The organism is Pseudomonas sp. PDM30, assembly GCF_019218985.1.
Classification (GTDB): Bacteria; Pseudomonadota; Gammaproteobacteria; order Pseudomonadales; family Pseudomonadaceae; genus Aquipseudomonas; species Aquipseudomonas jessenii.
Map to the genome: position 1 here is coordinate 1 of NZ_JAHUWM010000012.1, position 11,152 is coordinate 11,152.

10 protein-coding genes are annotated in these 11,152 nt (G+C 60.2%); 7 read left to right on the plus strand and 3 right to left on the minus strand.

Annotated elements, in window-relative coordinates:
- Positions 1 to 348 precede the first annotated feature (348 nt).
- On the plus strand, positions 349 to 2,241 hold the full coding sequence (gene mrdA / locus KW840_RS24195) for a penicillin-binding protein 2 (protein WP_218498031.1): 1,893 nt from the start codon (positions 349 to 351) through the stop codon (positions 2,239 to 2,241).
- 12 nt (positions 2,242 to 2,253) lie between these two features.
- Here mrdA and KW840_RS24200 read toward each other — a convergent pair whose 3' ends face one another.
- The gene (locus tag KW840_RS24200) at positions 2,254 to 3,213 is read right to left on the minus strand and encodes a LysR family transcriptional regulator (protein ID WP_057713890.1); all 960 of its coding nucleotides are present in this window, start codon (positions 3,211 to 3,213) and stop codon (positions 2,254 to 2,256) included.
- A gap of 155 nt (positions 3,214 to 3,368) precedes the next feature.
- On the opposite strand from KW840_RS24200, the gene KW840_RS24205 reads away from it, so the two are divergent.
- The 6 genes from KW840_RS24205 to KW840_RS24230 all read left to right on the plus strand — a co-directional run bounded on the left by KW840_RS24205 (position 3,369) and on the right by KW840_RS24230 (position 8,961).
- Positions 3,369 to 4,670 carry an MFS transporter gene (locus KW840_RS24205; protein ID WP_057713891.1) on the plus strand — a complete coding sequence of 434 codons (1,302 nt, stop codon included), beginning with the start codon at positions 3,369 to 3,371 and terminating at the stop codon, positions 4,668 to 4,670.
- Complete coding sequence (locus KW840_RS24210; protein ID WP_007988289.1) at positions 4,667 to 5,422, plus strand: class II aldolase/adducin family protein; 756 nt, start codon at positions 4,667 to 4,669, stop codon at positions 5,420 to 5,422. The genes KW840_RS24205 and KW840_RS24210 overlap by 4 nt, the downstream gene beginning before the upstream one ends.
- A complete protein-coding gene (locus KW840_RS24215; protein WP_218498032.1) occupies positions 5,419 to 6,360 on the plus strand; it encodes a glyoxylate/hydroxypyruvate reductase A in 942 nt (313 codons plus the stop codon). The genes KW840_RS24210 and KW840_RS24215 overlap by 4 nt, the downstream gene beginning before the upstream one ends.
- Positions 6,361 to 6,566: 206 nt before the next feature.
- The gene (locus KW840_RS24220) at positions 6,567 to 7,946 is read left to right on the plus strand and encodes an MFS transporter (RefSeq protein WP_218498033.1); all 1,380 of its coding nucleotides are present in this window, start codon (positions 6,567 to 6,569) and stop codon (positions 7,944 to 7,946) included.
- 18 nt (positions 7,947 to 7,964) lie between these two features.
- Positions 7,965 to 8,357 carry a RidA family protein gene (locus KW840_RS24225; protein WP_057713893.1) on the plus strand — a complete coding sequence of 131 codons (393 nt, stop codon included), beginning with the start codon at positions 7,965 to 7,967 and terminating at the stop codon, positions 8,355 to 8,357.
- On the plus strand, positions 8,350 to 8,961 hold the full coding sequence (locus KW840_RS24230; RefSeq protein ID WP_218498034.1) for an RraA family protein: 612 nt from the start codon (positions 8,350 to 8,352) through the stop codon (positions 8,959 to 8,961). Before KW840_RS24225 ends, KW840_RS24230 begins: the two co-directional genes overlap by 8 nt.
- Here the strand turns inward: KW840_RS24230 and KW840_RS24235 are convergent.
- Both KW840_RS24235 and KW840_RS24240 read right to left on the minus strand, forming a co-directional pair.
- Positions 8,958 to 9,875, minus strand: a complete 918-nt coding sequence (locus KW840_RS24235; protein ID WP_154861514.1) for a LysR family transcriptional regulator — start codon at positions 9,873 to 9,875, stop codon at positions 8,958 to 8,960. The two genes, KW840_RS24230 and KW840_RS24235, sit on opposite strands and share 4 nt — an antisense overlap.
- A gap of 145 nt (positions 9,876 to 10,020) precedes the next feature.
- Positions 10,021 to 11,151, minus strand: coding sequence for a glycosyltransferase family 4 protein (locus tag KW840_RS24240; RefSeq protein WP_218498035.1), 1,131 nt, complete (start codon positions 11,149 to 11,151; stop codon positions 10,021 to 10,023).
- Position 11,152 lies beyond the last annotated feature (1 nt).

Below are 11,152 nucleotides of genomic sequence, written 5' to 3' on the forward strand. Positions count from 1 at the left end.
AACTCAGCAGTGAAACGATGCATCGCCGATGGTAGTGTGGGGTTTCCCCATGTGAGAGTAGGTCATCGTCAAGATTAAATTCCGAAACCCCTATCTGCGTATGCAGGTAGGGGTTTTGTTTTTGGCGCCCCTGTAGGAGCGAGCCCGCTCGCGAAAAACCCGAGAGCGCTGCAGGGCGTCAGGTTTCCCGCGTCATCGTTAACGTCCATCGCGAGCTCGCTCCTACAAGGTCATTGTAAAAAAAATCACATAAACCTGACTCCGCGCTTTTGCTAAGGTGCAGCTCATTTTTAATGGACTGAGTTTGCGCCCACGGATCGGCATTCTTTTCAAAGAGTTGCTGTAGAGATGCCCGAACCGATACCCATCAAGGACCACGAGAAAGAGACACGCCTGGTCAATAAAAGGCTGATGGCCTGCGGCTTGTTCGTTGCCGCTGTCACCTGTGCGCTGGTAGTGCGCCTGTATGTCCTGCAGGTAGTCGAGTTCGACTATCACTCGACCATCTCTGAAAACAATCGCGTACATGTCCTGCCAATTACACCGACTCGCGGGTTGATCTACGACCGCAACGGCGTACTTCTCGCGGATAACCGTCCCAGCTACAACCTGACCATCACCCGCGAACGTGCTACCGATGTAAACGAAGAGCTGGACGAGGTAGTCAATCTCCTGCATTTGCCCGCTGAAGACCGCTCGCAGTTCGACAAGGCGATGAAGCAGGCACGTCACCCCTTCGTACCTGTGACGTTGTTCTATGAACTGAGCGAAGAGCAAATTGCCGTACTCGCCGTCAACGAGTTCCGCTTGCCGGGCCTCGATGTCGAGCCGCAGTTCGTTCGGCATTATCCATTGGGCGAGCACTTCGCCCATTCGGTCGGCTACGTCGGACGTATCAACGAGAAAGAGTCAAAGGCTCTGGATACCGTGGAGTATCGAGGCACCCAATCCATCGGCAAGACCGGGATTGAAAAATTCTACGAGAAGCAACTGCACGGCCATGTCGGTTATGAGGAAGTCGAAACCAATGCCCAGGGCCGCGTGCTGCGAGTGCTCAAGCACACTGACCCGGTGCCAGGCGAAAACATTGTCCTGAGCCTCGACGTCAAGCTTCAGGAAGCCGCCGAGCAAGCCTTGGGCGATCGCCGTGGCTCGGTGGTCGCACTGGATCCCTCGACCGGTGAAGTGTTGGCCATGGTCAGCAACCCGAGTTTCGATCCGAATCTGTTCGTCACCGGTATCAGTTCCAAGGAGTACTCCACGCTACGGGACTCCATCGACCGACCGCTGTTCAACCGTGTGCTGCGCGGTCTCTATGCGCCGGGTTCGACCATCAAGCCGGAAATGGCAATCGCCGGCCTCGATGCCGGTGTCGTCACGCCACAGACCCGTGTGTTCGACCCCGGTTATTACCAGCTGCCGGATTTCGATCACAAATACCGCAACTGGAACCACAGCGGCGACGGCTGGGTGGATATGGATGCGGCGATCATGCGTTCCAACGACACCTACTTCTATGACCTGGCACACAAGCTCGGTATCGATCGTCTGCACGACTACATGGCCATGTTCGGACTGGGTGAAAAAGTCTCCCTGGACATGAATGAAGAGTCCCCCGGCCTGATGCCATCCCAGGCCTGGAAACGCGCCACCCGTCGTCAGGCCTGGTTTCCGGGCGAGACGGTGATTCTCGGTATCGGCCAGGGCTACATGCAGGTCACGCCACTGCAGTTGGCCCAGGCGACGGCGCTGATTGCCAACAAAGGCGTGTGGAATCGCCCGCACCTGGCCAAAACCGTGGACGGTGTCGCGCCGGTGGATGAGCATCCGATGCCGAACATTCTGCTCAAGGATCCTCGCGACTGGGAGCAGGTCAACCATGGCATGCAGATGGTGATGCACGATGCCCGCGGGATTGCCCGGGCCGCAGCCGCGGGCGCGCAGTACCGTATCGCCGGCAAGAGTGGCACCGCGCAAGTGGTGGCGATCAAGCAGGGTGAGCGTTACAACCGGGAGAAAACCCGCGAGCGTAACCGCGACAACGCCTTGTTCGTCGGTTTTGCCCCGGCCGAGCACCCGAAAATCGTGATTTCGGTGATGATCGAAAACGGCGAGGCCGGTGGTCGCGTCGCCGGACCGGTCGTGCGGGAGATCATGGACGCCTGGCTACTTGATCAGGACGGGCACCTCAAGCCGCAGTACGCAGCGCCGAACAAGGCACCGGGCGATCCTCACGTCTGAACCTTCATGGCTTCACAGCACAGGCTCACGGATGCTGAGCATGTGCTGGAAGCTCTCGAGGAACACCGTTTCGGCCTGGCTCATCTTCTGTTCGCGATTCCACAACAACTGGATATCGAAATCCACCACCCCGTCTTCCGGCGGCAAGCGCCAGAGCAGACCTTGCTCGACATCCCGGCGCACCAGATGGGTGGGCAAGGCGCCGATGCCGTAACCCGCGCAGATCAAGCGGTAAATTTCTTCGAAACTGGTGGAGGAGGCGACGATCTTGCCGGTGAAGCCTTGCTGGTCGCGGAACAGCGTCAGGGGTGAAAGATTGCCGCCGAGTTGATCGCTGGTGAAGCTGACGAAGTTTTCCGCCGCCAGTTGTTCCAGGGTCAGATTCTGTTGCCCGAACAGCCGGTGACGTTGGCCACAAAAGTAAGCATAGGTCTCGCGAAACAGTACCCGTTGTTCCAGTCGTGGCTGTGGCAAGCGGCACAGGCCAACGCCGACTGTCGCAGTTTTTTGCAGCAGCGAACTGATGATGTTCGAGCTGCCCATCACCTCGACTTCCAGCTCGATTTTCGGATGGGTTTCATGGAAATCAGCGAGGAAGTCATCGTAATGCCGAGCCTGCACACCGCTGACGGTGAGGATGCGGATCTTGCCCACCACGTCGTCGTGACGACTCTCCACTACCGTCCCCAGGCGTGAAATATCTCCGTAGATATCCGCCGCTATGCGCAGGACTTCTTCCCCGGTTTCCGTCAGATCAAAGCGTCGTCCGCTGCGGGCAATCAACACGCATTCCAGTTGTTCTTCCAGTCGTTTCAGCGCCTGGCTGACGGCCGACTGGGTGATGTGCAGTCGCGCGGCGGCGCGGCTCATGCTGCCTTCCTGGCCGATGACCAGATAGGTGCGCAGCAGGTTCCAGTCGAGGCGGTCATTGAGAAAGCGGCGGCCGACCCACGGGTTGGAATTGGAAGGCATAAAACCTCATGCAGTAGCAGTGCTAATAGTAAAGATAAGGAATTGAAAATTGACTAATCCTGGCATGGAAGCGATAAAGCCCACAAGTGCCACAGAGCGCAACCGTCATCAGCCTTAACACCTGCCCAAAAACTATAAGTACACAGGGTCCTTGCATGCACACTACTCCCCAACCGCGCCGAGCCGCGGCCGCTGCCTTCATTGGCACGACCATCGAGTTCTACGACTTTTACATCTACGCCACCGCGGCGGCGCTGGTCCTTGGGCAAGTGTTCTTCCCCAGCAGCGACCCGGTCATGAGTACCCTGGCGGCGTTCGGCAGTTTCGCGGTCGGCTTCATTGCCCGTCCCATGGCCGGGATGGTGTTCGGTCATCTGGGCGATCGTCTCGGGCGCAAGAAAATGCTGTTGGTGACCATGGCCTTGATGGGCGTCGCCACGGCGGGTATTGGCCTGTTGCCGAGCTACGCCAGTGCCGGCATCTGGGCACCCATTGGTCTGATCGTGCTGCGTGTCATTCAGGGCATTTCGGTCGGTGGTGAGTGGGGTGGGGCGGTGTTGATGGCGAGCGAACACGCGCCGGCCAAGCGCAAGACGTTCTACGCATCGTTCGCCCAGCTCGGCAGTCCCGCCGGTTTGTTGCTGGCACTGATCGCTTTCCGTCTGGTGACGTCCCTTGAACCAGAGGATTTCCTCGCCTGGGGTTGGCGCTTGCCGTTCCTCGCCAGCGGCGTGTTGATGATGGTCGGGCTGTTGATCCGTTCCGGCGTTCACGAGTCGCCGGAATTCGCCAAGGCCAAGGACAACAACGAGACCGCCAAATACCCGGTGATGGACGTGATCCGTACCTGCTGGCGGCAGATCCTGTTCGCCGCCGCTGCCGTGACCATCGGCTCGGCCGGGTTCTTCTTCACCAACACCTTCATGATCACCTATGTCACCCAATATCAGGGCATTGCCCGATCGACGATTCTCGATTGCCTGTTTCTGGTGACCGTCATCCAGTTGCTCTCGCAACCGCTCTCGGCGCTGATCGCCGAACGTATCGGCGAAGGTCGTTTTCTCAAATGGGTCGCGTTGCTTTGCATGGTCACGCCATACCCGATGTTCCTGCTGGTAGGCACGCAGAACATTGTGTTCATGACTGCCGGCATTGCCCTGGCAGTGGTGATTCTCTCGGCGCTTTACGCGGTGATCGCCGGCTACATGACCCAGGCCTTCCCGGTGCACCTGCGCTACTCGGGCATTTCCATCGCGTACCAATTGGCTTGCGCCGTGGCCGGCGGCACCACGCCGCTGATCGGCACCCTGCTGGCCAGCAAGTTTTCCGGACAATGGTTGCCGCTGGCGGTGTTCTTCACCTTGCTCTCGGCCCTGTCCCTGATCGGTGTTTGCGGCCTGGCCCGCCTGCGCGCCAACCCGGTCGTCACCCACGCTGCTAAAGAGGTGTATTCGTGAGTAAACCTGCACACATCGACCCGGTTGAATGGCAAGCCCGTTGCGAACTGGCTGCGCTGTATCGACTGGTCGCGCACTTTCGCATGACCGACCTGATCGACACCCATATCACCCTGCGGATTCCGGGGCCTGAGCATCACTTCCTGATCAACCGCTACGGGGTGATCTTCGACCGCATGCGCGCCTCGGACCTGGTGCGCATCGATCAGGAAGGGCGGGTGGTCGACCCGGAGTACGCGGGCCATCGGGTCAACGCTGCCGGCTTCGTGATTCACTCGGCGATCCACATGGCGCGTCCGGACCTGAACTGTGTGATCCATACCCACACGGCGGCCGGCATGGCGGTCGCGGCGCAGAAGCAAGGCCTACTGCCGATCAGTCAGCATGCGCTGAAGTTCTACGGCAAGCTGGCCTATCACACCTATGAGGGTATCGCGCTGTCGCTGGATGAGCGCGAGCGCTTGATTGCCGACCTCGGTCCGCACCGGGCGATGATCCTGCGCAACCACGGTTTACTGGTGGGTGGATCGGGCGTGGCCCAGGCGTTCCAGGAAATCCACTTCCTGGAGCGGGCCTGTCAGGCCCAGGTGCAGGCGCTGGCCGGTGGTTCGGCACTGCATTACCCGTCGCCGGAAGTCTGCGCGCACACCGCCGAGCAGTTCGACCGTGATGAGCAGGACAACATCATCGACCTGGCCTGGGAGGCCGCCCTGACGTTGATCGAATCCCAGCGCGAGTCATATTTGTCATGAACGCCGTCATCAACACTGTGGTTCTGCTGTCCCGCGATACCTTGCTGCTCAAGCAATTGCAGGCGGCGTTTGCCCGCAGTGCGCCGCAGCTCACCGCCGTGCTGGCCGACGATTCCCGGGCCGTCAATGCACAGATGGCGGCGTGCTGGTTTCCCTTGCCGGGCAGTCTCGGCGCATTGCCGAACCTGCAGGTGATTCACTCGGTGGCCGCCGGTATCGATCACCTCGATCACGATCCGTCGTGCCCGGACCTGCCGGTTTGCCGTGTGGTCGACCCGGGCCATCGCCAGGGGATGACCGAGTACGTGCGCTGGGCGGTGATCCACTATCACCGCGGTTTCGATCAGGTGTTGTCGCACCAGCGGGAGCAACGCTGGGAGCGGCCGCTGCAACGGGCGGCGGGGCAGTTCAAAGTCGGTGTGATGGGGCTCGGATCGCTGGGCAGTGCGATTGCTCTGGATCTGGTCGCAGCCGGTTACGACGTGCGCGGCTGGGCGCGGCGCAGCAAGGATTTGCCCGGTGTGCGCACGTTCGCCGGGGGTGATGCGTTGCATCCTTTTCTCGACGGCGTCGAGTTGCTGATCAACCTGTTGCCACTCACCAGCGAAACCCGCGGGATTCTCGGACGAGCCACTTTCGAACAGCTCGCCAGCGGCGCGGCACTGATCAACTGTGGCCGGGGCGGTCATTTGAACATCGACGATCTCGAACAGGCCCTGGCGAGCGGGCATTTGCGCGGCGCCTTGCTGGATGTTTTCGAGCAGGAACCGCTGCCGGTCGATCACCGGCTCTGGACAATGCCCGGTGTCACCATCACCCCGCACATGGCTTCGGCGGCTTCCCATGACTGTATTGCCGAGCAAGTGGCAGAGAACTTTCGTCGATTGAATGCTGGCGAGCCGTTACTCAACTGCGCCGACCGAGTATTGGGATATTGAACTAACTCACCCCCTGTAGGAGCGAGCCCGCTCGCGATGGTCGTTAACGATTTCGCGTGTTTGTCGGTTAAACGCGGTGTTCTTGAGTTCATCGCGAGCAGGCTCGCTCCTACAGGAACCCGTTTCCCGTAAGCCATAACAACAACCGTCGCCTCAACCGTTTTACTGCCAGTTCAAAACAATTAAATAAATTCCTGGAGACAGTGATGAGCGATCTATCGTCCGCAGAAAAGTCCGGCGCACCACCGGAAGTTGCAATCAGCATGAAAAAAGTCGCGGTGGCCAGTGTGATTGGCACCACCGTGGAGTGGTACGACTTGTTCGTGTTTGCCACGGCTTCAGCGCTGGTGTTCAACAAAGTGTTCTTCCCGGATTTCGTGCCGCTGATCGGAACGCTGCTGGCGTTCGGCACCTTCGCTTCGGCGTATCTGGCACGGATTGTCGGTGCGGCGTTGTTCGGGCATTTCGGTGATCGCCTTGGGCGCAAGTCGATGCTGTTGATCTCGCTGCTGACCATGGGCGCGGCCACCTTCGCCATCGGCTTGTTGCCTGACTTTGCAACCATCGGTATCTGGGCGCCGATCCTGTTGTTGCTGCTGCGGGTCGTGCAAGGCCTGGCATTGGGGGGCGAATGGGGCGGGGCGGTGCTGATGGCGGTGGAGCATGCGCCGGCCAACAAGCGTGGCTTGTACGGCTCCTGGGTGCAGATCGGCGTGCCGGCCGGGACCATGATTGCCAACCTGGCATTCCTGTTGATCGCGGCGTGGCTGTCCCCGGAGGATCTGTTGGCCTGGGGGTGGCGTATTCCGTTCCTGGCCAGCGTGTTGCTGATCGCCGTCGGTTTGTATATCCGCCTGAACATCTCGGAAACCCCGGCTTTCAACAAGGTCAAGGAAGCCGAAGTGCAAGTGAAAATGCCGTTGGCGGAAGTGTTCCGCAAGTACTGGAAGCAAGTGCTGCTGGGGGGTATTGCCACCATGTCCACGGGCGCTTCGTTCAACATTATCGTGGCGTTCGGCTTGACCTATGGCACACAGAACCTCGGCTTCAGCCGCAGCGTGATGCTCGGTGTGGTGCTGCTGTCCTGCGCCTGGTGCATTGTCATGTTGCCGGTGTTCGGTGCGCTTTCGGACCGCTTCGGACGCAAACCGATCATTGTCGGCGGCATCATCGCCGAAGCGCTGGTGGCGTTCCCGATGTTCTGGCTGATGGACACCAAGGAGCTGTCGATGGTGGTGTTCGGTTATCTGTTGTTGATGACCGCGTTCGCCGCCAACTACGGGCCGATCGCGACCTTTCTCGCCGAGCTGTTCGGCACCCGGGTGCGTTATTCCGGTTTGTCCATCAGCTACATGTTGTCCGGCCTGCTCGGCAGCGCGGCGACGCCCATCGTCACCACGGCATTGCTGGCCGCGACGGGCAAAGGTTCGTCGGTGGCCTGGTACATGATCGGTGCGGCATTGATTTCACTGGTGGCCCTGTTGCTGTTGACCGAGACCTTCAAGAAGGACATCAGCGAGATCCCCAGCGTCGTCCCCACAGACGATCTGGCCTCCGGTAAACCCTTCAAATCGGCTACGGCCTGACATCTGGAGTTCTACAACATGCGCAGAATTCAATCGGCCCCGGGCTACATCGACCCGGTCGGGCCTTACTCCCAGGCCGTGGTCAGCGGCCACCTGGTGTTCACCGCCGGGCAGATTCCGGCCCACGGCAGCCTCGACGAACAGCCTGCTGATTTCCCCGAGCAGGTACGGCAAACCTTGCGCAACCTCGAAGCGATCCTGATCGAGGCGGGCTCCGGTTTCAGCCATGTGATCAAGGTCAATGCCTACCTGACCGACCCCGCGCAACTGGAGCCGTTCAACGCCGTGTACCGCGAGTTCCTGGGCCATGCGCCACCGGCGCGCACCACGGTGTGCGTGGCATTGTGGGGCGTATCGCTGGAGATCGACTGTGTTGCCGAACTGATTGCCGGGGAGCCGCAGCATGGATGAGTCGCAGCTGATCGAACAGCTCAAGGCCGTGAGCTTTCCGACCCTCGGGCACTTTCTCGAAGAGGGTTTTGCCGATCCGCAACTGCGGGCCATGGTGCCCAATGTGAAAGTCGTTGGCCGTGCGTTGACCCTGAAACTGGTGGGCGCCGATGCCATTGCCGTCAACCGGGCCCTGGCGCAAATCAGGCCGGGCGACGTGCTGGTGATCGACACCGGTGGCGATCATCGGCATGCGCCGGTCGGTGCGGTGACCAGTTGCGCGGCACGCTGTGCCGGGGCTGTGGGTATTGTGGTGGACGGCGCAGTGACCGATCTGCTGGAGCTGCGTGAAGCCGGGTTGCCGGTGTTCGCCCGAGGCACCAGCCTGTTGACCACCAAGCTGCACGGCCGTGGCGACAGCGCCATCAATCAGCCCATCCACTGCGCCGGCGTGACGGTGCAGCCGGGGGATTGGGTGCTGGCGGACGACAACGGCGTGTTGTTTCTCGACACGGCATCGGCGGCGGCAGTCATCGATCAGGCGCTGGCTTCGGATCGCAGCGAGCCGCGCTTGCTCGAACGTTTGCTGGCCGGTGAACCGGTGACGCAAGTCTTGCGCGTTTAGTCCGTCAGCCGTTGTTGCAGGCTTTCGAGAAAGATCGTCTCGGCACGGCTCATGCGCTGTTCGCGGTTCCACAGCAAATGAATGTCCACATCGGCAATCCCCTCGTGGGGCGGCAGGCGCCAGAGCAATCCGGCGTCGACGTCGGCCGCCACCACGTGTTCGGGCAGACAGCCGATACCGAAGCCGGCGATCACCAGTCGCCGGACTTCTTCCAGGCTCGGTGAGGACGCGACGATGCGACCACTGAAACCCTGCTGATCGCGGAAAATCGTCAGCGGCGAGAGCATGCCGCCGATCTGGTCACTGGTGAAACTGACGAAGTTCTCCCGTTGCAAATCCCCTTCGGCGACGTCCTGCTGGCCGAACAGCCCATGGTGCTTGCCGCAGAAAAAAGCATAGCGTTGACGCAGGAACAAGCGCTGCTCCAGGCGTGGCTGCGGGCGCCGATTGAGGCTCAGGCCGAGGGTCGCGGTTTTTTCCTGGAGGGCGCTGACGATGTCGGAACTGCGCATCACATCGACTTCCAGGTCCACTCGCGGGTATTGACGATGGAAGTCGGCGAGAAAGTCATCAAAGCGCTCGGAGAAGATCCGGCTGATGATCAGCAACCGCACTTTGCCGATCACTTCGTCGGCCGGTTGTTCCAGCACGCTACTGACCTGGGACATTTGCCCGTAGATTTCCCCGGCCAGGGCGAAGATCTGCTCGCCGACTTCAGTCAGGGCAAAACGTGGCCCGCGACGGGCAATCAATTGGCGGCCCAGTTGTTCCTCCAGGCGCTTGAGTGCCTGACTCACTGCCGGTTGTGTCAGGTGCAGGCGGGCGGCAGCGCGGCTGATGCTCTGCTCCTGGCCAATCACCCGAAAGGTGCGCAGCAGGTTCCAGTCCAGGCGGTCGTTGAGCAGGCGTTGCATAGGCGGTCAGCAGAAAGTCGGGGGGCTAATAGGGAGAGTCGACGGCTTGCACACATCCTGCGCAAGCCATGGAAAATCTACAGTCGCGGGATCGTAACACTGTTGGAGCGCAGCAGCAGAGACAACTCGGATCTGCAAAAAAACCTCATGCGTAGGCGAGGGCTTTTTCTTCCAGCAGCTCCTCATACAGCGCGGCCCATTTGCGACCCATTTCGTCCGCGGTAAACAGATTTTGATAACGGGCCTGCGCCTTCTCGCCCATTTGCGCCGCCAGCACCGGGTTTTCCCAAAGCGTGCGCATCGCCTCGCGAAACGCCGATGGATTGCTCGGTGGCACCACCAGCCCGGTTTCGTTATGGATGTTGATGTAACTGGTGCCAGTGCCAATTTCACTGGAGATCATCGGTTTGCCATACATCGCGCCTTCCAGCAGCGAAATGCCAAAGGCTTCGGAGCGCAGGTGCGACGGGAACACCACCGCATAACTCAACTCGAGCAAGGCGACCTTGTCTTCGTCGCCCAGGAACCCGAGAAAGTGCAGGTTCCGCAGGCCCAGCGCCCTGGCCTGGGCATGCAGCTCCACTTCCAGCGGGCCGGCGCCCACGATCACCACGGGATAGTTCAGCCCCTGCATCGCTTCAAGCAGGATGTGCAGCCCTTTGTAGTAGCGCATCACACCGACGAACAGGAAGAACTTGTCCCCCAGCTTCTGGCGCCAGCGCTCGGTCCGCGCCGCGTCTTGCGTCGGATAACCCGACTTGTCCAGGCCATAGGTGATGACACGGGTCTTATCGTGGTAGTCCTTGAGCACGTCGCTGGTGTGAAAGTAGTTCGGGGACGCCACGGCGATTCGATCCGCGCTGTCCAGGAACCGACGCATCAACGGACGGTACAGTTTGAGCAGATGGCGTTGGCGAATGATGTCGGAGTGGTAACTCACCACGCTGGGCTTTTTGATGTCGCTGACAAAATGCACCAGGTCCATGAAGGGCCAGGGGAAGTGATAGTTGACCACGTCGGCTTCAGCCGCGAGCTCTCGAAACTGCTTGAACACGCTGTAGGAAAAACCGGTGGAGGCGAGTTGAAAATCCATCCTGGCCTGATGCACCTGGTGCTCGCGGATCTGCAACACGCCCGGTGCCGGATTATTGCTCAGGGTCAGCACAGTGCTGTCGACACCATGGCGCGCGCCACTTTCGCTCATCTGGAAAATGACTTGTTCGATGCCACCCATGGAGTCGGGCAAGTAGGTTTTATAAAAGTGCAGAACGCGCATA

Coding starts and splice junctions, on each gene's coding strand:
- mrdA (WP_218498031.1), top strand. CDS start 349: ATGCCCGAACCGATACCCATCAAGGACCACGAGAAAGAGACACGCCTG.
- KW840_RS24200 (WP_057713890.1), bottom strand. CDS start 3,213: ATGCCTTCCAATTCCAACCCGTGGGTCGGCCGCCGCTTTCTCAATGAC.
- KW840_RS24205 (WP_057713891.1), top strand. CDS start 3,369: ATGCACACTACTCCCCAACCGCGCCGAGCCGCGGCCGCTGCCTTCATT.
- KW840_RS24215 (WP_218498032.1), top strand. CDS start 5,419: ATGAACGCCGTCATCAACACTGTGGTTCTGCTGTCCCGCGATACCTTG.
- KW840_RS24220 (WP_218498033.1), top strand. CDS start 6,567: ATGAGCGATCTATCGTCCGCAGAAAAGTCCGGCGCACCACCGGAAGTT.
- KW840_RS24225 (WP_057713893.1), top strand. CDS start 7,965: ATGCGCAGAATTCAATCGGCCCCGGGCTACATCGACCCGGTCGGGCCT.
- KW840_RS24230 (WP_218498034.1), top strand. CDS start 8,350: ATGGATGAGTCGCAGCTGATCGAACAGCTCAAGGCCGTGAGCTTTCCG.
- KW840_RS24235 (WP_154861514.1), bottom strand. CDS start 9,875: ATGCAACGCCTGCTCAACGACCGCCTGGACTGGAACCTGCTGCGCACC.
- KW840_RS24240 (WP_218498035.1), bottom strand. CDS start 11,151: ATGCGCGTTCTGCACTTTTATAAAACCTACTTGCCCGACTCCATGGGT.